This is a genomic window from Amylibacter sp. IMCC11727 (genome assembly GCF_029854195.1).
GTDB lineage: Bacteria > Pseudomonadota > Alphaproteobacteria > Rhodobacterales > Rhodobacteraceae > Amylibacter.
The window spans coordinates 110413-131921 of record NZ_CP122960.1 but is presented as its reverse complement, the minus strand read 5'-3'; the positions used below and the strand labels follow the sequence as shown (position 1 = coordinate 131921).

21 protein-coding genes are annotated in these 21509 nt (G+C 53.4%); 8 read left to right on the top strand and 13 right to left on the bottom strand.

The window, feature by feature from the left end:
* The first annotated feature begins 27 nt into the window (after positions 1-27).
* From QBD29_RS00765 to QBD29_RS00755, 3 genes are all read left to right on the top strand, one after another.
* Positions 28-726 (top strand): uroporphyrinogen-III synthase, encoded by a 699-nt coding sequence (locus QBD29_RS00765; protein WP_280099433.1) that lies wholly within the window; start codon positions 28-30, stop codon positions 724-726.
* Positions 727-944: 218 nt separating this feature from the next.
* A complete protein-coding gene (locus tag QBD29_RS00760; RefSeq protein ID WP_280099432.1) occupies positions 945-2246 on the top strand; it encodes a hypothetical protein in 1302 nt (433 codons plus the stop codon).
* Positions 2247-2260: 14 nt separating this feature from the next.
* Complete coding sequence (locus tag QBD29_RS00755; protein ID WP_280099431.1) at positions 2261-3679, top strand: heme biosynthesis HemY N-terminal domain-containing protein; 1419 nt, start codon at positions 2261-2263, stop codon at positions 3677-3679.
* Here QBD29_RS00755 and QBD29_RS00750 read toward each other — a convergent pair.
* The 9 genes from QBD29_RS00750 to QBD29_RS00710 form a co-directional block, all read right to left on the bottom strand.
* The gene (locus QBD29_RS00750) at positions 3654-4031 is read right to left on the bottom strand and encodes an alpha/beta hydrolase (protein WP_280099430.1); all 378 of its coding nucleotides are present in this window, start codon (positions 4029-4031) and stop codon (positions 3654-3656) included. The genes QBD29_RS00755 and QBD29_RS00750 overlap by 26 nt on opposite strands.
* A 77-nt stretch (positions 4032-4108) precedes the next feature.
* A complete protein-coding gene (locus tag QBD29_RS00745) occupies positions 4109-4567 on the bottom strand; it encodes an alpha/beta fold hydrolase (protein WP_280099429.1) in 459 nt (152 codons plus the stop codon).
* A complete protein-coding gene (locus tag QBD29_RS00740; RefSeq protein WP_280099428.1) occupies positions 4564-5997 on the bottom strand; it encodes a protein adenylyltransferase SelO family protein in 1434 nt (477 codons plus the stop codon). The genes QBD29_RS00745 and QBD29_RS00740 overlap by 4 nt, the downstream gene beginning before the upstream one ends.
* On the bottom strand, positions 5994-6920 hold the full coding sequence (locus tag QBD29_RS00735) for an ornithine cyclodeaminase (protein WP_280099427.1): 927 nt from the start codon (positions 6918-6920) through the stop codon (positions 5994-5996). The genes QBD29_RS00740 and QBD29_RS00735 overlap by 4 nt, the downstream gene beginning before the upstream one ends.
* A complete protein-coding gene (locus QBD29_RS00730) occupies positions 6920-7528 on the bottom strand; it encodes an HAD family phosphatase (RefSeq protein ID WP_280099426.1) in 609 nt (202 codons plus the stop codon). Before QBD29_RS00730 ends, QBD29_RS00735 begins: the two co-directional genes overlap by 1 nt.
* Complete coding sequence (locus QBD29_RS00725) at positions 7512-7964, bottom strand: YaiI/YqxD family protein (RefSeq protein ID WP_280099425.1); 453 nt, start codon at positions 7962-7964, stop codon at positions 7512-7514. Before QBD29_RS00725 ends, QBD29_RS00730 begins: the two co-directional genes overlap by 17 nt.
* A complete protein-coding gene (gene sthA, locus QBD29_RS00720; protein WP_280099424.1) occupies positions 7961-9388 on the bottom strand; it encodes a Si-specific NAD(P)(+) transhydrogenase in 1428 nt (475 codons plus the stop codon). Before sthA ends, QBD29_RS00725 begins: the two co-directional genes overlap by 4 nt.
* A gap of 3 nt (positions 9389-9391) precedes the next feature.
* Positions 9392-10225 carry an S-formylglutathione hydrolase gene (gene fghA, locus QBD29_RS00715; protein WP_280099423.1) on the bottom strand — a complete coding sequence of 278 codons (834 nt, stop codon included), beginning with the start codon at positions 10223-10225 and terminating at the stop codon, positions 9392-9394.
* A 59-nt stretch (positions 10226-10284) separates the two neighbouring features.
* Positions 10285-11286, bottom strand: coding sequence for an AEC family transporter (locus tag QBD29_RS00710; protein ID WP_347936083.1), 1002 nt, complete (start codon positions 11284-11286; stop codon positions 10285-10287).
* Positions 11287-11297: 11 nt separating this feature from the next.
* Here QBD29_RS00710 and QBD29_RS00705 point away from each other — a divergent pair, with 11 nt between their 5' ends.
* Both QBD29_RS00705 and QBD29_RS00700 read left to right on the top strand, forming a co-directional pair.
* Complete coding sequence (locus QBD29_RS00705) at positions 11298-12344, top strand: hypothetical protein (RefSeq protein ID WP_280099422.1); 1047 nt, start codon at positions 11298-11300, stop codon at positions 12342-12344.
* Positions 12341-12670, top strand: a complete 330-nt coding sequence (locus tag QBD29_RS00700; protein ID WP_280099421.1) for a hypothetical protein — start codon at positions 12341-12343, stop codon at positions 12668-12670. The genes QBD29_RS00705 and QBD29_RS00700 overlap by 4 nt, the downstream gene beginning before the upstream one ends.
* Here the strand turns inward: QBD29_RS00700 and QBD29_RS00695 are convergent.
* Genes QBD29_RS00695 through QBD29_RS00685 form a run of 3 tightly spaced genes read right to left on the bottom strand, consistent with a single transcriptional unit; the run spans position 12667 to position 15175 of the window.
* Complete coding sequence (locus QBD29_RS00695) at positions 12667-13353, bottom strand: nitroreductase family protein (RefSeq protein ID WP_280099420.1); 687 nt, start codon at positions 13351-13353, stop codon at positions 12667-12669. The genes QBD29_RS00700 and QBD29_RS00695 overlap by 4 nt on opposite strands.
* Positions 13350-14066, bottom strand: a complete 717-nt coding sequence (locus tag QBD29_RS00690) for an NYN domain-containing protein (protein WP_347936080.1) — start codon at positions 14064-14066, stop codon at positions 13350-13352. The genes QBD29_RS00695 and QBD29_RS00690 overlap by 4 nt, the downstream gene beginning before the upstream one ends.
* Positions 14063-15175: an S-(hydroxymethyl)glutathione dehydrogenase/class III alcohol dehydrogenase gene (locus tag QBD29_RS00685; protein ID WP_280099419.1), complete on the bottom strand. Its 1113-nt coding sequence runs from the start codon at positions 15173-15175 to the stop codon at positions 14063-14065. The genes QBD29_RS00690 and QBD29_RS00685 overlap by 4 nt, the downstream gene beginning before the upstream one ends.
* 135 nt (positions 15176-15310) lie before the next feature.
* Between QBD29_RS00685 and QBD29_RS00680 the strand changes: the two genes are divergently transcribed.
* From QBD29_RS00680 to QBD29_RS00670, 3 genes are all read left to right on the top strand, one after another.
* The gene (locus QBD29_RS00680; RefSeq protein ID WP_280099418.1) at positions 15311-16138 is read left to right on the top strand and encodes a hypothetical protein; all 828 of its coding nucleotides are present in this window, start codon (positions 15311-15313) and stop codon (positions 16136-16138) included.
* 104 nt (positions 16139-16242) lie between these two features.
* Complete coding sequence (locus QBD29_RS00675) at positions 16243-17472, top strand: glycerol-3-phosphate dehydrogenase C-terminal domain-containing protein (RefSeq protein ID WP_280099417.1); 1230 nt, start codon at positions 16243-16245, stop codon at positions 17470-17472.
* 88 nt (positions 17473-17560) lie between these two features.
* Positions 17561-18535 (top strand): leucine-rich repeat domain-containing protein, encoded by a 975-nt coding sequence (locus tag QBD29_RS00670; RefSeq protein ID WP_280099416.1) that lies wholly within the window; start codon positions 17561-17563, stop codon positions 18533-18535.
* Here QBD29_RS00670 and QBD29_RS00665 read toward each other — a convergent pair.
* Positions 18519-21371, bottom strand: coding sequence for an error-prone DNA polymerase (locus QBD29_RS00665; RefSeq protein WP_280099415.1), 2853 nt, complete (start codon positions 21369-21371; stop codon positions 18519-18521). The genes QBD29_RS00670 and QBD29_RS00665 overlap by 17 nt on opposite strands.
* Between the last annotated feature and the right edge of the window lie 138 nt (positions 21372-21509).

Below are 21509 nucleotides of genomic sequence, written 5' to 3'. Positions count from 1 at the left end.
CGCCACAGCAATGGTCCCATCACATCCATGTCCAAACCAACGATCCTCATGATCCGCCCCTTGCAACAGGCCAAGGATTTCATCGCGGCCTTTTGCGATCAAACAGGACGCGAGCCAACGGTCCACTACGCACCGATCTTGGACATTTCACCGCGCATATGCGCCCCATTGCCAAAAAACACGCAATACCTGCTGTTTTCATCCGTGAACGGCGTCACCTATTTCGCAGACCAATCAGAAGACCGCACCATTCCAGCCCTGTGCGTCGGCGATGCCACACAGGCAGCAGCCCAAACTGCAGGCTTCAAAGCGGACTCCGCTGATGGAACCGCCCAAGACCTGTTAAATCTGGTTAAACGCCGCGCAACACCGTCTGATGGCCCTATAGTGTATGTATCAGGCGCGACAGTGGCTCATGATATCGCCGAAACCCTCGTGGCAAATGGATATCAGGCAGAACGACGCGTTGTTTACGCACAAACCACCATCCCGCTTTCTCAAGCCGCACTCGATACACTGTCCGCGCCAACGCTCATTCCCATCATGTCCCCCAACACCGCACGCGCTTTTGCGGATCAAGTGGCCCACTGTGATCTGACGCAGGTTACGATTTTGTGCATTTCAGAAAACGCCCGCCGTCCACTTGCCCACCTCAATGCGAAAACCATCATCGCCAATGCCCCCACACGCAGCGCGATGATTACAGCACTGTCCCACCTTTTGTAGCAGGTTTTTTAACGCATATCGCACAGCAGAAAGCTTCGCTTTTAACCTAAGCCAGATTTGGACATTGGGACAAAAGAAACACCATGATCGTCAAGCAGTTAGCGAAACACAGCTGATTCATCATCATCCCAAACCGCTTAGGGGTTGAGACCGCGCTCCACAGTGCTTAACTTTGTATCAGGGGAATCTTTCCAAAGACATTACAAGGCATTTAACCTGTGGCGAAAAAATCGACTAAATCGACAAAAATCGAAGACGCAGAAGTGGTGGAAACAACCGCCGCCGACGATGGTGTAAAGGTGGTAGAAGAAACAACCGAAACCATCACCGAAGAAATCGTCGAAGACTCCACAGACGAACCCACAACAGACGCCGAAGCAGAGGACACGCTGACCGAGGAAGAAGAGGTTCGCGCTTCACTATCTTCACGAGTTTTGCGTGGCCTGTTCCTCATTTTTGTGGGCATTGCCATTGCCTTATGGGGTGCGCCTAAACTGGCTCCTTTGCTACCTGCTGGCCTGTCACCCGTTGCCGAATTCCTGATGCCTGGCCAATCAGAGGCGAAATCAGAAATCGCTGCCTTGCGCGCAGACCTCGATGATCGCCTCGCCGCCATTCCAACAACATCAGGCGTCGATCAAAAAGCCATCGACGATGCCATCGCCGCATATGCCGCCAGCCAAGCCGAAGAAATGGCCGCCATCAAAGACGCGCTCGCCGCAACAGATGGCCAAGACATCGAAGCCCGCATTGCATCGCTCGAATCACAGGTCCAAGGCTTGAACGCGGAACTGTCCGCTGTCGGTGAGCGCCTATCCCTGCAGATCACAGAAAACGGTGCGACCCTATCAGAAGAGGCAGCATCGAAACTCTCTGGCTATCAAGCCGTGCTGGAAGGGCTCAAAGCACAAGTGGCCGATCTGGCCGCCAAAAACGGCGCCCTTAGTCAGAAAATCGAAGAAGCGGAAAAAGCATCCGCACGCCGCATTGAAGAGGCACAAGAAGAAGCCTCCACCAAAGTTGCCAATACAGCCACCAAGAAAAACCTCACGGACATCGCCGCCGCACTCGACAGCGGTGCACCGTTTCAGGCCGCTCTTGACGCACTAACACAAGTTGCCGATGCGACGATCCCCGCTGGCCTGTCAGCCGTCGCTGAAAACGGAACGCCGTCTTGGACAACGCTGCGCAACGGATTTTCTGATGCCGCTCACAATGCTTTAAGAGCGGACATCGAAGCCAAGGCCAAAGACGGTTCTATCAGCAAAATCGGCGCATTTTTCAAAACACAGGTCGGATCACGGTCTTTGGAACGCAAAGAAGGCCCTGAAACAGACGCCATCTTGTCCCGCGTCGAAGACGATCTGGTGAATCGCCGTCTAAACGCGGCCCTCACCGAGGCCAACAGCCTGCCCGATGCGGCTAAAACGGCTATGTCCTCATGGATCGCGAACCTTGCTGCCCTAAATGCTGCTCAATCCGATCTCAAAGATCTCTCTGCCGCCCTCGGCGCAAATTAAAGAAAGCGCGACACATGCTGCTGTCCCTGATCCGTATCGTATTTTTCATCGCGCTCATCGTGGCGGCGGCCTTCGTCGGCTCCTACCTGATCGAAGCAGGGGGCGAGGTGAAACTCTCTTTCAATGGCGAAGAACACCGCTTTACCCCCATCGCAGGATTGATCGGTCTCGTAATCTTTATGCTGGCCGTCTGGCTCGCATTCAAACTGTTCGGCCTGTTGGTCGCAGTGTTCAAATTCTTCAACGGCGACGAAACCGCCGTATCCCGCTATTTCACCCGCAATCGTGAACGCAAAGGCTTCGAAGCCTTGGCCGATGGCATGGTGGCGCTGGCCGCAGGCGAAGGCAAAACCGCCAGCCAAAAAGCCGCCAAAGCAGAACGTTACTTGGAACGTCCAGAACTAACCCAATTGATCAGCGCCCAAGCGGCAGAAATGTCTGGCGATACGAAAAAGGCGCTGAAATACTACAAAAATCTGCTGCAAAACGATCGCACGCGGTTTGTGGGTGTGCAGGGTTTGATGAAACAAAAACTGGCCGAAGGCGACACAGACACCGCGCTGAAGCTCGCAGAAAAGGCATTTGCTCTGCGTCCCGCCCACGACGCCACACTGGAAACCCTGTTCGCGCTGCAAACCGAAAAACAAGAATGGTCAGGTGCGCGCAAAACCATCGAAGCAAAGGTCAAAGCGCACACTTTACCCCGCGATGTGGGCCGCCGCCGCGATGCCGTTCTGTCACTCGCCGATGCCCGCCGCTTGCTGGATGATGGTGAAATCCCTTCAGGGAAAGAAGCCGCACTTCAGGCAAACACCTTGTCCCCCGATCTGATCCCAGCTGCCGTTTTAGCCGCCGAAATGCACGTGCTCGACAACAACAAACGCGCTGCCACTAAAGTGCTGAAAAAAGCATGGGGCAGCAAACCACACCCCGATTTGGCCAGCGCCTTTGCCGATATCGAACCCGATGAAACTCCTGCTGCACGACTCAAGCGGTTCAACCAACTGCTGCGGGCAAATTCCGACAATTCGGAAGCCCGCATGCTGCAAGCAGAGCTGATGCTCGCCGCCGAAGACTTCCCAGGCGCCCGTCGTGCCATCGGCAGCTTAGCCGAAGCAGAACCAACTGCTCGATCTTTGGCCATCATGGCCGCCATCGAAAAGGGCGAAGGGGCCGAAGACAAAGTTGTGCGCGGCTGGCTTTCAAAGGCGCTCGCCGCATCACGAGGCCCACAATGGATTTGCGACAGCTGCAAAAAAATCCACACCGCATGGGCCCCAAAATGTGACAACTGCAACAGCTTTGACAGTATGGATTGGAAAACCCCACCCCAAAGCGACGACCTTTCAGAAAACACCTCTATGTTGCCTTTGATGTCAGGTACTTTGGATGCGGAACCAGACGCCGTTAATCCCGAAGAAACGCCAAAATAGCGGCGTTCACCTGCTTGAAATGCGTGGTCACCAAGGCGTGGCCCGCGCCCTCAACCTCTATAATCTGTGCGGTGCGGTTCACCTCGCGCAATCGCATGGCACAGGGCAGCGGGATCACATCATCCTCTGTGCCAAACAGCGCCAGTATTGGCACATCACGATCCTTCAAAATGCGATGCGCTTCCGTAAGGTCTTGGTAAATCACATTCCGCGCACTGCTTAAAACCGCCGCCCCATACCCCGCAAACCGCGTTTCGCGGCACTGTAACGCGATCATCTCTGCGTCTACGTTTTCGACCTTACCCGCTTTGATGGCCCCTCGTCGCAGCGACCAGCCACCAAACACAAACATTGCCAAATCACCAACTACGGGCCAGCGCGTCACCCAATTCGGGCGTCCTTGCAAAAAACCAATAGGCGCTACCAAAATCAGTTTGCGAATACGGTCTCGCCGCAGCGCACCATATTGCGCGGCAATCCCCCCCCCATGGAATAGCCGAGCAAATCATACCCCGCCCGAACGCCTAAGGTATCAAGCAACTGATCCATTTCGCGCATGTAAAACGCCATGTCATACCGCGCATAAGGCCGATCCGAAAAACCACGCCCAAAATGATCAAAGGTTAAAACGCGATATCCTGCTTGCGTCAGCGCGGGCAACTGATCACGCCAAACAAAACTCGGTGTGGTCAGCCCATGTACCATCACCAGAACAGGCCCCGTTGCGGGCCCATGCCATTCGTAATGAATGATCCCATCTTGCAACTGCACAAACTGCCCGCTGGCATTACGCCGCGCCCGCGCCGACATGGGCCGTTTCAAAAACCACGCCACAATCAAACACAGCGCCAGCGCCAGCAAAACAGAGAGTGGCGTCACGTACATCATGTGCCGCAAAACGTTTCGCGCACCACCTGATCCGCTGTGGGAGGACGCTCAAATTCAGCACGATTTGGTTGCGCGTCAAAGGGTCTTTCCAACACTTCCACCAGCGTATGAAACGGTGCAAAATCGCCATCAACAGCACTTGCAATCGCTTCTTCAACTCTATGATTTCGCGGAATAAAGATCGGGTTTACGGTCGCCATGCGATCAACCAACGCGGGATCATGTTCCGCACGCCAGCTGTCCAACCACGTCTGCGCCGCATTAGGCGTCACAAACAACGCTTCAAACGGCTCCGTCGTTCCCCCCTTGGCAATACGCGTCAATTCCCGAAAAAACAGTGTGAAATCGCACCCGTGATCCGTCATCACCTTAAACGTGGATTGCATAAACTCCGCGTTCACCGTGATGCCCAGCTTTGCGGCAATCCCCTCGTTCAAGGCATCATTAAAAATGTCTGAAAACCCCGCAACCGCACCCTCTGCCAATTTTACGGCAGCGTCTTCATCCGCATCCAATATCGGCAACAATGCCTCCGCCAATCGAGAGATATTCCAAACGCCGATATTGGGCTGGTTCACCCAGGCATACCGCCCGTTTCGATCGATCGAACTGAACACCGTATTGGGATGGAAATCGTCCATAAACGCACACGGCCCGTAATCAATCGTTTCCCCCGCGATCTGCACATTGTCCGTGTTCATCACCCCGTGAATGAACCCCAAACACATCCATTGCGCAATCAACTTGGCATACCGTTCCATCACCTGTTTCAACACGTCGAGCGGTGGATTCTCCGCATTTCGCGCCGATGGGTAATGCCGATCAATCACATAATTCGCGAGCGTTTGCAGGTTTTCGGTTTGTTGGCGTGCAAAGAAATACTGAAATGTCCCAACCCGTACATGGCTTTGCGCAACACGGGTCAAAACCGCACCTGGCATTCCCGTTTCGCGCTGTACACGCTCGCCCGTTGAAACCGCCGCCAGCGCTCGGGTCGTTGGCACGCCAGCAGCGGCCATAAATTCGCTGACAATATATTCGCGCAACACAGGGCCAAGCGCCGCTTTGCCATCCCCATTGCGCGAAAACGGCGTTGCACCGGACCCTTTCAGCTGCACATCACGGCGCACCCCATCTGGCCCAACAACCTCGCCGAGCAAATGCGCACGCCCATCCCCAAGTTGCGGCGACCATCCCCCAAACTGATGCCCAGCATAGGCCATGGCCAGCGGTTCAGACCCCTCAGCCACTGCCGCACCAGACAACATCGCAATTCCTTCTGGCGATGAAAGCCATGCCGCATCCAACCCAATCGCCGCCGCCAGCTTTTCATTCACCTTTATCAACGATGGATCAGGGGCTTTGTCAGGATTCACCCGCGAGAAAAATCCATCGGGCAACCGTGCATAACTGTTGTCAAAGGCGATCATTTCGACCACTCCGCCAAAATATATTTCGCCGTCATCAGGTCCAAATGCGCGCCGCCCCCGTTTTTAAACAAGGTGATGTCGTCATCCGTTTCACGCCCCGCCGTTCCAGCCACCAGATCGTAAAATTCACCCTGAATATCATCTTCTGAAAACACTCCATTGGCGATTGGAATTTTCAATTCTCCGATATGCCCAACAGTTGTGGCGCGACTGTCCACAAACACCTGCGCGCGGTTCAACGCGGTATCATCCACCTCGCGCATGTCAGGGCGGTACGCGCCGATCAAATCCACATGTTGCCCTGCGCGCAACCAGTCACCTCGCAATACAGGTTCCGTGCTCATGGTCGCACAAGACACTATGTCCGCCAATGAAACTGCTTCCTCAAGACTCTTCATCGTCTTGATATCATGAGATTTTGACAAATCGGTCGCCAACTCTTCGGCCTTTGCAGCCGTGCGGTTCCAAATCAAGAAAGACGCTTCTGGAAATGCACTGGAATAGGCCGAAACCAAATTCCGCGCCACCGTTCCAGCCCCCACAATCAAAACCATTTTACTGTCAGGCCGCGCGAGCATTTGCGCCCCCAACAGGCTATCCCCAGCGGTTTTCCATTTTGTCACCAAATGGAAATCAATCACCGCTTCCAACGTGCCAAACTCATCGTCAAACACCATCACCCCGCCGTGGATCATGGGCCGGCCTTTGGCCACATTGCCTGGAATAACGGTCGCAGATTTCACTGCCACGCCCAGTCCGTCAATCCACGCGGCACGGCTCAGCAGCGTATCATCCCCGCGATACGCAAACCCATCTGCAATGCTTGCCGCCGCCAATTTATGCCCGTTGCGCAGTGCTTCTGTGACCCCGCGCCACGTCAAACGGTTGTCCATTTCATCAAATCCGATAAACGGAATATCCATCACAGTAATCCTTCGCTTTTCAACCGTTCGATCCAACCCTCTGGCCCGTCAAACAGATGTACGTTCCAACCCCGCGCCGCCGCTGCATCTAGGTTCTCCTGCCGATCATCGGCAAACAGCAAACGATCAGGCGCAACGCCACAGTTTTGTTCCAAAATCTCGTAAATGCGCGGCTCTGGCTTTACCTCACCACGATAGCCCGAAATGTATCGCTGGTCGAATTCTTGCAAAAACGGATAAACCGTTTCCGCATATTCAAACGTCTGAATGCCAAAATTTGACAGGGCAAACACGGGCACAAAATTCATCCGCAATTTACGCAGCACATCCACAGACGCATCAATCGCAGGGGATGCCATTTCAATCCACCGATCATGCCAAAGGCGGATCATATCGCGGTATTCAGGGTACTCTTCAGCCGTTGCATAAACCGTATCGCGCCAATTTGCACCCCGATCCACCAGATCATTCATGCGGTGTAAATCAATGGTTTCAAACATTTTCACACGATCTTCGGCAGGCATAACAGTGTCGTAAAACCGCTCGGGCTGCCATTCGATCAGCACGTTTCCAATATCAAAAACTACCGCTTCAATCTCTTTGGGCAAACCGCACCTCGCGCTCCAACACATCTAAAAATCGTGATCGATCCGCTTTGCTGAACGGCTTTCCGCCCCCTTGGCGAAACGGATCCGCGGCGCGCAGATCCTGCATTAAATCCCGCGTTGCCAACCGATTGCCGATATTGCCTTTGGTGAACACTTCGCCGTTGTGTTGCACAACCCGCGCGTCTGCTTCCAAACACTTGGCGGCCAACGGGATGTCCCCTGTAATCACCACATCACCGCGCCCACAACGATCTGCGATCCACATATCCGCCACATCAGGCCCATCATCCACAACCACCGTTTCCACCAGCGGATGTGGATTGGGCCTGATCCCGCCATTGGACACCACAAACACCTGCACCTTATGCCGATCCGCCACGCGCAGGGTTTCATCCTTCACGGGGCAGGCATCGGCGTCGATGAAAATGCGTGTCACTTTTTGGCCTTTGGCGATTTCACTTTGTACTTTTCTGGAATCGGCATTCTGTTGAACGCATCCAACCCAGCGATTTTATAAGCCTCTGCAAGTGTTGGATAATTAAAGGTATTTTCGATGAAATAGTCCACCGTCCCCTTCAAATTCAACACCGCCTGCGCGATATGGATCAGCTCCGTCGCGCCTTCGCCCATGATCTGAACACCCAGCAACCGCCGCGTTTTCAGGGACACCAGCATCTTCAACATGCCGTTTTCAATCCCCATAATATGCCCGCGCGAGGTTTCAGAAAACCGCGCCACGCCCACTTCATACGGAATATCGCGGCCCTGAACTTCTTCCTCAGACATGCCACAGGTGGACATTTCTGGAACGGAATAAATCCCATATGGAAACCAAGGAGATTGCGGCAACGTTGGCGTATCGAGCGCATGACACGCCGCCACACGGCCTTGCTGCAAAGATGTGGATGCCAATGACGGAAACCCGATCACGTCACCCGCCGCATAAATGTTGGGCACCTTTGATTGATACGTTGTGTGATCCACCTCGATGCGGCCACGGTGATCTGTTTCAAGTCCAACCGCCTTCAGGTTCAACGCATCTGTTGCGCCCATTCGACCCGCCGCAAACAACAACATTTCTGCGCGAACGTGGCGGCCATTTTCCATGGAAATTTCGACAAATTCACCTTTGTCTTCAACCACTTCCACCTTGGAGCCCAACCGCAGATCAATCCCCATTTCGCGGATTTGCTGCGTGAATTCTGCAATCAGTGTTTTATCGATAAAATCAAGGAAACTGTCCCGTGGTTCCACCAATGTCACGCGAACATCCAAGGACGCCATGATAGTGGCATATTCCACCCCGATAACGCCCGCACCAATCACGATCAAACTGCGCGGAATGCTCGGTAGGTCCAGCAAGCCATCGCTATCAAATACGGTGGTTCCATTAAACGGCACATAATCTGGTCGAAATGGCCGTGTGCCCGTGGATATCAAAAAACTTTCGGATTCCAGAACACAGGTTTCTCCATCAAGGGCCGTCACCTCGATCGAGTTTTTGTCGATGAACTTTGCCTCACCCTGCATCATCTCAACGCGGTTGCGGGTGAACTGGTATTCCAGCACATCAACTTCGTAATCTAACGTCTTGTGAAGACGCGCCAAAAGGTCTTCGGATTTGATCTGTTCCTGCGCACGATAAGACCGCCCATAAAACGACCGTTCGCGCCAGCCAGACAGGTTCAACGCTGTTTCGCGCAGGGTTTTGGATGGAATTGTCCCTGTGTGAACAGATACCCCACCAACACGCAAATTCCGTTCTACAATCAGCACCTTACGATGCAGTTTTGCCGCTTGAATCGCCGCAGATTTCCCTGCTGGTCCCGACCCAATCACGATCAAATCATAGCGGCTCATGTTTTATACTCCGTACAAAGCATCGGCATGGAATGCGATATGGTCTTCCATGAAAGATGCCACAAAGAAATAGCTGTGATCATACCCGGCTTGCATCCGAAACGTTCCTTGCTGCCGTTTGGCCGCCATCGCTTCGGACAATGCTTCTGGTTTCAGCAAATCAAGGAATTGGTCATCCGCACCCTGATCCACCAGAATATGGTTCGGATGCCCGTGTTCACGCATCATCAACGTTGAATCATGTTTGGCCCAAGTGCTTTCGTCATCGCCCAAATAAGCGCTCAACTGCTTGCGGCCCCAATCAGATCCTGTCGGGTTGGCAATCGGCGCAAAAGCGGATGCAGACACATATTGATCTGGCCGCGCCATCGCCAGCGTCAACGCTCCGTGACCCCCCATCGAATGGCCCGTGATCGCCTGTGCATCTTCGGCTAGTGCAAATTCTTTGAACAGCAACGCGGGCAATTCATCCGCCACATAGCTCAGCATCTGGAAATGCGGCGCCCATGGGTCTTGTGTGGCGTCCACATAAAACCCAGCACCTTTGCCCAGATCATAGGCATCATCATCCGCCACATCTTCCCCACGTGGCGACGTATCTGGAAACACCACCGCAACACCTTGTTCAGCGGCCCACCGTTGCGCGCCCGCCTTGGTCATCGCGTTTTCATGCGTGCAGGTCAGTCCAGACAAATACCACACCACAGGTACGGTTTGCACCTTGGCTTGGGGGGGCATGAACAGGCCAAACGTCATGTCACAGGCACACACGTCTGATTTATGGGTGTACACGCCTTGAACACCTTCAAAGCAGCGATTTTCGGATACTGTTTCCATAATGGACCTCTTCTTGTTTGTATACAGCCGTACCCCACAGCACGGCACGGCTCAACCTCTTACCCGCCAAGAATCCAGCCCAATACGACCGAAAGCGTGACAACGCTCACAACCGTTGAAATCAGAATGGTCGAAGACGCCCGCGCAGGGGCCACCCCATAATGCTGTGCGATGATATAAAGGTTGCCTGCCACGGGCATGGCCGCCGTGGCAATCATCACACCTGCTGCAAACGGTTCCACTTTGAAAATCCACAGGGCAAAGATCGTGATGACAATGGGATGCACGATCAGTTTCCCGAAACTCAACCAAACGGCAATGCCGATCCGCTCTGCCGAATTACCCACAAGCGATGCCCCAATCGCAAACAACGCACAGGGTGTTGCTGCTTGCCCCAAAATACGCAGGAAATCATCCGCGGCGCGCGGCAACCCAAACCCCATGGCGGACCAAATCAGCCCCGATGCCATCGACATCACCATGGGGTTTTTCAACAACCCGATACCAATCTGACCAAAGGCGCGCGCCGAAACCGCCCCTTGCCGATCCGCCGTGATAATGATCACGGCAAGGGACCCGAACACCACCAAATCAATCGCCAAAACAAACAGGGCTGGTGCGGCGGCGGCCTCTCCCATCAATGAAATCAACAAAGGCAGCGCCAAAAACCCGTTGTTGCCAATAATTGTGCATTGCCCTTCAATCGCAGCCTCAGACCACCCTTTGCGCATCGCCAGCGCAACGCCCGCAAAAATCACATAAACCACCAAACACCCGAGCAAATACGCCAGCCCGAAATTCAGATCAAAAATATCGTTGATCGCCAACGTGCTGGAAAACCGAAACAACATCGCGCTCAGCGCAAAATAAAACACAAACTTCGTCAGATAAGCCGTTGCATCAGGGCCAAAAAACCGCGTCGCAGCGGCCACATAGCCGATCCCGATCAACAGGAAAAACGGCAGCGTTTGCAGGAATATTTCGATCATAACAGAACTCTGGTCTGAAATGCCTTGCGCCACAATATGAATTGCAGTTTCATATCCGAAATTCTTATCCAAACTCTTTGAAAATGCCGCTCGATCCAGCACTCGCCATACTTCAGTATCACGTCTATGCGTCCAACAAATCCAAACGTTGGAAGCTGCAATCTTTGGCGGAATGGAACGAAGATTATCAAGCCAAGAAATTGCGCAGCACGCTCAAAACGCTCGACAGTTTGGATGACTTCGACAAGCTAAAGAAACTCTATGAAATAGGCGATACTCGTGGGCCTAACGGTCTGTCCGAAATATTCTCAAAATACCTCGAATCCTTGCAAAATGACCTTGCTGATTGCTTAACACCCAACCAACGCAAAACACTGGCCCAAACACATTTCAGCTTTTTGGATCTTGGCGACGTTAACGCCATGGTCACAAATCGCTCGCGCTGGAATGAACCACTTTCATACAACCTCATTTTCCTGAACGAAGGTCTCTATTTCTGCATTGGATTGCTGATGGCGGCCCAAGTGTACGAACATTTGCGCGGTGATTTCGCTCAGTATCAGAAAAGTGGCCGCGAAGCCTTTGAGGCGGCGGTCAACACCTGCATCAACCGTGACGCCTCTATGTTGAACGTCACCAAGGTCAGCACGGGCGATGCAGATGCGGACGGCACCATCGAAGCCTACATCGCGTCCGCCAATACACTGGTAATGACCTTTTGCGCCCTGCATGAAATTGGCCATGCCCACCTTGGCCATTTGGCGGATGGCCACACGCGTTCGATGGCGGCCTTTAATGGGTCCGATGAAATCAACTCAAGCAGCATTCAGCAAGAATTCGAAGCAGATGAATTTGCCATGCGTGCCTTGGCATTTCGGTCGTCTGAGCCCGAAAGAATTTGGGCAAACTTCTTTGCAATCAATCTATTTTTTGGGTTCCTTAATGTCATCGAATATCGCACAGGCGAAGATCGTTTCTCGGATCACCCGCCCAGTGCCGAACGCTCCGCCGCGCTGCGCAAAGTTGTTGAATCAATGTGCCCAATGCCAGCGGGATTTGACGCCGATTATAACAGCCAAAAAGCCCTGCTTGAAACCTGGGCCAATCCAGAATCACAAAAGGGTTCATGATGAAATACCGATTGCTCGTTGATATTCAGTCAACAGATACAGCCGCACTTGCAAGCCTTGAAAACGTATTCTCAAGTCACCCTGCGATTACATCTGTTTCTGTCCAAACCACATCAGAAAAAAACGTGAAATCCACCAAAGAAATGGTGGCTGTAATCCTGCTCAGCGTGGCAGCCAACCATGCCACAGATATCAGCCGAGACTTAATGGAAACCATTTCAAACCTCGACTACGCAGAGATTATCGCGATAGAGCCGATCGACCCCGCAGATGTGCCAGAACCAGAGCTTCCAGACGCCATACTCCCACGCAGGGAAGACGATTAAAGAACCGTCATAATCTCCGACAACGGTTTCTTGATCTTTGCCACCTCTGGCACACTTGCATCCCCACGGGGATGGCCCACTGCGATAATCATTGTGGGCTTATCGGATGCAGGTCGCCCGCACATCTCTCCCAAAAATTTCATCGGATTGGGCGTGTGTGTCAGGCTGACCAGTCCCGCCGTGTGTAGTGCAGTAATCAGAAACCCGGTGGCAATCCCAACGCTTTCAGGAACGTAATAATTCTTGAACCGCTCCCCCGTATCCGTCATGCCATACCGCTGCGCAAACACCACAATCAGCCACGGCGCATCCGTCAAATGCGGCTTGTGTTTATCCGTCCCGATGGGCTCCAGCGCACGCAGCCATTCGTCGCCCGCACCACCATCATAAAACGCCTCTTCTTCCTCTTCCGCCGCCTTACGAATACGCGCTTTCATCTCTGCATCTTTGATCGCCACAAAATGCCATGGCTGATGGTTCGCCCCACTCGGCGCAGTGCCCGCTGCGGCAATACAATCCTCAATCACTCCCTGATCCACCGCTCGATCAGAATAGTCCCGCACCGTATGCCGCTTGCGCATATGGTTCATGAACTTCAACGCTTCCATCCGCATTTCATCATCCGACAAGTCAAATCGGTCGGGCAACGGCAGGGGCGTAAATTCGCGCGCTTTGGTGATCATTTGCTTTTGCCCACTTCTTTTACAAAAACCGCATTTCCCCGTTTCGTCGTTTCAAACTTTTTGATCTCCGTGATCAAATCCAACAAACGTTTCTTGTTGTAACTGCGCGGGTCAAAATCTGGATACCGCTTGCTCAGCTCTTGCACCACTTGGCTAAGATGCGCCTCGCCCGTGTCATCAGCCACAGCAAGCAAAGCCGTCCGAATGCGATTATACGCAAAATTCATATCAGCCTTAGAAACGGTTTTTGCGGCGGATACAGTCGAAGACTTAGGAAGCAAGTTTTCAATGTAAATGAACCGCTTACACGCCATACGAAACGCTTCGGGGGTTTTCTGCTCGCCGATCCCATAGACAAAAACACCCTCTTCGCGAATGCGATGCGCGAGCCGGGTATAATCCCCATCAGACGAAACAATAAAGAACCCGTCATATAGGCCAGAATGCAACTGATCTATTGCGTCAATGACCAACGCGATGTCGCTTGCATTTTTGCCTGTCGTCGTGCTCGGAACGTGTTGCGCAACAATGCCAAACTTCACTTGATTGTCTGACCATTTGTTCATGCGACTGCTTGAAAAGTCGCCGTAAATGCGGCGCAAGCTGATTTCGCCAAAACTAGAAATCTCTTCTAGGATCGCTTCAGCATGCGCCGCACTTACATTGTCACCATCAATAAAAACCGCGAGCCGTGGTGCATCGGCTTCGATCAAAACTCCACAACCGCACGGATACTTTTACCTTCGTGCATCAAATCGAACCCGTGGTTAATCTCATCAAGGCTCAGCTTGTGCGTAATCATCGGATCAATCTCGATCTTGCCGTCCATGTACCAATCTACGATCTTTGGCACATCAGTGCGCCCGGATGCGCCGCCAAATGCGGTGCCGCGCCAGGAACGGCCTGTGACCAGTTGGAACGGACGTGTGGCAATTTCCTGCCCTGCGCCTGCCACGCCGATGATGATGCTTTCACCCCAGCCTTTGTGCGCAGATTCAAGAGCTTGGCGCATCACGTTCACATTGCCGGTGGCGTCGAACGTGTAGTCCCCACCGCCTCCTGTCAGCTCCACCAAATGGGCCACGATATCGCCATCCACTTTGGTCGGGTTCACAAAATCGGTCATGCCGAAATGCTTGGCCATTTCCGCTTTGCTGTCGTTCAAATCGACGCCAACAATCTGGTCCGCACCCGCAAGGCGCAGGCCTTGGATCACGTTCAAACCAATACCGCCTAGGCCAAATACGATACCGGTCGACCCGATCTCTACTTTGGCGGTGTTAATCACTGCACCAATGCCTGTGGTTACACCGCACCCGATGTAACAAATCTTATCAAACGGCGCGTCCTTGCGCACTTTCGCCAGTGCGATTTCGGGCACAACTGTGTGGTTCGCAAACGTGGAACACCCCATGTAGTGGTGGATCGGCGTCCCGTCCAGCATGGAAAACCGCGTTGACCCATCTGGCAGCAAACCCGCGCCCTGTGTCGCGCGTACTTTCTGGCAAAGGTTCGTCTTTGGGTTCAAACAGTATTCGCATTCGCGACATTCAGGCGTGTAAAGCGGGATCACATGATCGCCCACTTCCAGTGAAGTGACCCCTTCGCCTACTTCAATCACAACGCCAGCACCTTCATGGCCAAGGATCGCTGGGAAAATCCCCTCTGGATCATCGCCTGAACGGGTAAACTCATCTGTGTGGCACAGGCCTGTTGCCTTGATTTCCACCAAAACCTCACCCGCCTTCGGACCTTCGAGGTTCACTTCCATAATTTCAAGTGGTTTGCCTGCTTCTAAGGCGACAGCTGCGCGCGTTCTCATGTGGGGTCTCCGTTAAAAATGTCCGAGTTCACTTAGCAAAAATTCTGCGACTTTGACAAACCAATTCATCACGGCTCGTACAGTTTGCTGCATGCGCATAGGGATTTATTAACCAATCGGAACCACGATTGGTTAATGAAATGTTTATGCACAATCCTCGGAATCTTGTTTGCCTTTGCTGGTCCTATATCGGCAGATCAAATCACCTTGTTCGGACGTTCATTCGATAAATCATTGGCAATCTACGGCTCGTTCACCGTGCCCCCAGACCCAACAGAACGGGCGCGGGACAACGCAAAATTTGAACTTTATGTGAAACCCAGCATTACATTGCACAAATTTTCTGACACCACAGCGCTGGTCGGCTACTCCACTCTCGCCATCATCGGAAATGCCGAAGGCCACGATTACGACAACAAAGTAACCTTTCTTGTGGGCGCAGAAATTCAACATTGCCTGTCCCCCGCCGTGCGCCTGTCCTTCGGCGCGCATCTGAAATCAGAACTGGAGTTCGCAACACGCGTCACCCGCACCCGTGCAGTTTTGGCAGCGGACTTGAACCATTACAAAACATCAGAACCCAAATGGATAAAAACCCGATTGCGCGATGGTTCGCGCCTCGTTCTCAGTGGCTGGGCCAATTATCGGTATCCAGGGTCGCTCCATGCCACTGAAAAACACAACGGCCTGTTGCAAGGTTCACTCAAACTCGCGGTCTCTGTGCCATTCAAAGACACGCGCATGGCAATCGCCCCCTTCATGTCGATCAAAGCTAAGGCCGATCACAAGGGCCGCGCCTTCAACAATGTCCTTGAACCCGCAATCGGCATTGATTTGAAAATTCCATTTCGTCAAAGCGGTGAAATCGCTGTTGGAACCAAAGCCGTCTATCAATGGCGCCATGCCACTGGAACGTCTGCTTCGGGCATTTTGGGTTATGTGAAATGGTACAAAGAATTCTAATTCCGTCATCGCATCCCAATAAAAGGGCGCGAATTTGCGCAAACCGAACGGTTTTTAATGACAGGCAAGAATCACTCTACTAGACTCGCGCAAAAGGGCTGAACATGAGCAGTTTTAGCAACGCAGATTTTGATGTGGTCATTCGCGGTGGCGGCCCGCTGGCATGCGCAATCGCACGCGATGCGGTTGGGCGTGGGTTGCGGGTTCTTTTGTCGACAGACGATGATTTCGGCGGCGATTTGCGCCAGCACATCGTCTCTTGCGGCTTGTCTCTGCTGCCTGATTACGATGATGCGCAACACGACGAAGCCACCGTCATGCAGCGTATTTGCCCCCAGATTAAAACCAAACTTAAACCCACAGCACCTGACAATCGCATTCGGTTTTTTGGGCCCAAAGAAACGGTCAAACCCAACTTGCCTTGCGGCTCCGTTGCCAATCGCTTTGCACTTTTGAACGCACGGGATGCAACCGAACGCGGCGCGCGCCTGTATTCCAATTCAACGCTCGACGTTCAGAAACAATCAGACACCTCTTGGACCGCCACTGTTTCCACGCTCAACGGCGATCCAATCACCACCGTAAATGCCCGCGTCTACATCGACACATTACCAAAACTGCAGGACGCGAAACCTCGTTTCGCCCGCGTTGCCACATTCAAACGCGCCTCAGATGTGGATGATTTCGCTCGTACCCGCGGCGACAGCGTGCATTTCGCATTCGAAGCTGTGGGAAATGCCACAGATGTTGGTCTCATCACGCCACACGATCCGTCAGAACAAGACCTGATTGAAATGGCCCATCGCATGGGCATTCACGGCACGCCCATCTGGGTGTCAGACAGCTTTTCACCAAAACTGGAACAGGCAAAACTCTCCATTTCCTCTGCACCAACTCAGTTTAACATCGCTGACACCGCCCCCTCTGGCTGGCGCAAACTGGCCGAAGATGTGGTTGCGGAAATCGCCCCATTTGCGCAGATGATCGGCAAACGCTGGACCGCATTTGCGAAACTGCCAGGTGGCGATTTTGAACCCGCTTTGCGCGAAACACTGTTGGCTGATTTGCAAAAGACCCATCCAAACATCGACACAGATGCAATGGATCGAATGTTCTCGAACTACGGCACGGAATGTTACGAAATTTTGGCATCCACCGACGATCTGGGCCATCATTTCGGCGCGGGTCTGTTCGAAGCAGAAGTAAACTGGCTCGTGTCCCAAGAATGGGCAAACACCGCCAATGATGTTCTGTGGCGGCGCACGCTTCTTGGAATGCACTTCACCGATGCCCAGACCGAGGGTCTGAATAAATGGATGGCGCAACGGCAATAGTGTCTTTGACGCACATTCACCTTGAATCCGGTTCTGCATTTCTTATTTCCACGGTATCATAGGGTCTAATACCTCGGGGGAATCAGTCGTGCGCACAATCGCGTTTGTCTTGTCAGCTTTGTTTTTCACCACACTCGCTCACGCGCAGGTCAATGTGCCTGTGGAAAACGACAATCAGCAACTCCCCACGGACGAGGTCGAAGACAGCTCCAATCGCACCAGCGTTCTGGGTGTTTTTGTGTCTGAACGGGGCGTTCTAAACCTGACCAATAAAAAAGCCGATGATTTTTCTGAACTCGCTGGCCTCAAAGACGTGCGCGACCTGATCCTTGATGGCTCCTCCATCACCGATCTGTCCCCGCTTGCGACCATGAAAAACGTCGAAATGATCAGCCTGTCTGGCACGCAGGTCACCGATCTGTCTCCACTGGCCAAGGTAAAGTCGCTCAAGCATTTGTATCTGAACGGTACGCCCGTGACGGACCTGACACCGCTTGGCAAAATGACATGGGTCGAAGACATCGGCGCAGATGACACTTTGATCGAAGATTTGACCCCTCTGAAAAGCATCAAAAACCTGCGCCGGCTCAGCATCCAAGGCACTTTGGTATCTGATCTCAACCCACTGGCAAAGCACAAGAAAATGAACTGGTTGAATATCTCTGACAGTCTAGTCAGCGATATTTCCGTTTTGGACAAATTCGAAGAAATGCACGAACTGTCCTTGGGCGGCACCATGATCCAAGACCTGTCGCCCTTGTCCGAATTATTCGTGATGAAAAAACTGCATCTCGATGGCACGTTCGTCCAAGACATTACCCCGCTGTCCAAACTTGATCTTCTGGTGGAGCTGAACCTCGGCCTCACATCTGTGTCCGATCTGACCCCGTTGGGAACGCTGGAAAATCTGCGGTTCTTGGACCTCAGCGCTACAGCCGTGCAGGATGTCGCCCCGCTCGCAACACTCGAAAACCTGCGCGAGGTTCGTCTGTTCGGAACCTCTGTCGAAGACGTCACGCCCCTAGAAGCCCTGATTGATGGCGGCCTTAGGGTGCGTCAGTAACCAATCGCCCATTTGGCGGTGTTAACAGGGGCCGCAACAGCGCCAACGGATGGGATCGCAGCGTCAATCGCATAGACACATAGTCTTCCACCACCTGCTCTCCCTCGCTCATTTCGGGCAAGGTTACAGGCAATTCTTCCAATCCTTCCCCCTCCAACTCACGCGCAAACAACGGCAACGGCTCCGCTCCTTTCACCGCCTTTGCATGCCACAACGCTTCCCGCCGATTGTCCCCGACACTGGCAAAGGCATCCGCTTCCGCCAAAACCTCCAACACATGGGGTGGGGTCCCTGCACGGCGCCACACGTCTTCCACCTCTGTGTACCCATTCCCGCGTGATGCACAAATCCACATGGCTTCCTCCTCGCGCATCTTCTTAATCTGCCGAAACCCCAGTCTCAGCGCCAATCCCCCCCGCCCATCAGGCTCCATCACATTGTCCCAATAACTCGCGTTCACACAAACAGGCCGCACCTCCACCCCATGTTCGCGCGCATCCCGCACAATCTGTGCGGGCGCATAAAACCCCATGGGCTGACTGTTCAGCAACGCACAGGCAAAAATTCCAGGGTGGTGGCATTTCAACCAAGCAGAGGCATACACCAACAGCGCAAAACTCGCCGCATGGCTCTCGGGAAACCCATAAGATCCGAAACCTTCAATCTGGCTAAAACATCGCGCTGAAAATTCCGCATCATAGCCATTTTTGATCATGCCATTCATGAATAGTTCTTGAAATTCAGATACATTCCCATGCTTCTTAAATGTGGCAAGTGATCGCCGTAACCGATCCGCCTGTTCGGGCGTGAACCCCGCGCCAATGATCGCAATCTGCATCGCCTGTTCCTGAAACAACGGCACACCAAGGGTCTTGCCCAACACCTCTCCCAGTGCATCAGACGGGAAAGATACATCTTCTTCCCCCTGCCTGCGCCGAATAAACGGATGCACCATATCCCCTTGAATAGGCCCAGGCCGAATGATCGCCACTTCAATCACCAGATCATAAAACGTGCGCGGTCGCATCCGTGGCAGAAAGTTCATCTGCGCACGGCTTTCCACCTGAAACACCCCCAAACTGTCCGCATCGCACAGCATGTCATACACCACAGGGTCCTCAGGCGGCAGGGTCGCCAACGCATAATCTGTACCGTGATGATTCTTAATCAAATCAAACGCTTTGCGGATACAGGTCAACATACCGAGCGACAGCACATCCACCTTCAAAATCCCCAAGGCATCAATATCATCCTTGTCCCAACAGATCACCGTCCGCCCCTCCATCGCGGCGTTCTCAATCGGGATCAACTCATCCAACCGCCCTTCGGTCATGATGAACCCGCCCACATGTTGGGACAGATGGCGCGGAAACCCGACAATCTGATCCACCAATTCCAGCGTCTGTTTCAACCGAGGTTCATTGGGATCGAGCCCCAGTTCCCGCAACTGATCCTCTGGCATCCCATTGGCACCCCAGCCCCACAGTTGGCTTGACAGGGCCGAAATCGTATCGCCCGACAGGCCCATGGCGCGGCCCACCTCACGGATCGCGCGTTTGCCGCGATAATGTACCACCGTTGCACACAACCCCGCGCGGTGTCGCCCATAGCGATCATAGATATATTGGATCACCTCTTCACGCCGCTCATGTTCGAAATCCACGTCAATGTCGGGCGGCTCGTCGCGGGCCTCGGACACGAACCTTTCAAACACCATCGTACCCACCTCTGGCGATACAGATGTCACGCCGAGCGCAAAGCACACCACCGAATTGGCCGCCGATCCACGCCCTTGGCACAGAATGCCCCGTTCCCGCGCGAAATCCACAACGTCACTGACTGTCAGGAAATACGGCGCATAGCCAAGCTTGCCGATCAGTGCCAACTCATGCTTCACCATATTGACCACCTTTTCGGGCGGCCCCTCGGGATAGCGCCATTTCAACCCCTTGAACGCCAACCGTTCCAACCGGTCTTGCGGCGCCTCGCCCACTGAAATTTCGGATGGATATTCATACTTCAATTCATCGAGCGAAAACGTGCAGCGCGCCGCGATCTCTCCACTGCGATGCACCGCATCCGTGTGATCCGCAAACATCCGCAGCATCTGCGTCTCTGTGCGCATATGGCGTTCCGCATTCGACAGCGCCTTTTGCCCGATATCATCAATGCGCAGTCCTTCGCGCACACAGGTCAAAACGTCGCTCAACCGCCGCCGTGATCCGCGGTGCATCACGGGCGTGGCTGACGCAACGGTGACAACGCCCAATCGATCCGCCAAACCTGCCAATTGATCAAATCGTTCTGGGTCTTGCCCGTCATAACGGGGCGATATCACCAAAGACACAGCCGCCCCAAAGCGGCGCGTCAGGCGCTGTGCCTGCCCAAACCATCCACCCGCGCCGCCCTGCACCTTTGTGTTTTGGGGCGGATGAACCAACAGCTCCATCCCTGTGCCAAATTCCAAAACATCTTCCAGATGCAGCAGGCATTCTCCTTTGCCCGCACGCCCTTTGGCCAAGGTTAACAAACGGCACAACCGCCCCCAAGCCGCGCGATCCCGTGGCAGGGCGGTCAGCATGAAACCGTCCACCGTTTGCAACCGCGCCGCCGCCAACAACCGCGGCACAACCGCCGTGCCGCCGTCTTCCTTTTGCTTGCGTGCAATCTCGCGCAATTCAATATGCGCCCGCGCAATCCCCGCCACAGAATTTACATCCGAAATGGCCAGCGCAGGCATACCAAAGTCATACGCCTGACGCGCATATTCTTCGGCATGAGAGCCGCCCGTCAGGAACGTAAAGTTCGATGTATTACACAGTTCCGCAAAAGCCATACATCATTATATTCATGTTTTGTTCTTTTTGCGAGTCCTGCACCTGCGACACGTTTGGATTTGGATATTTGCTCCAAGAAAAAGGTCAGACGTTCCGCGCCCAGACATCAAACTCAGGGTCACAGAACGCCTTTTCCT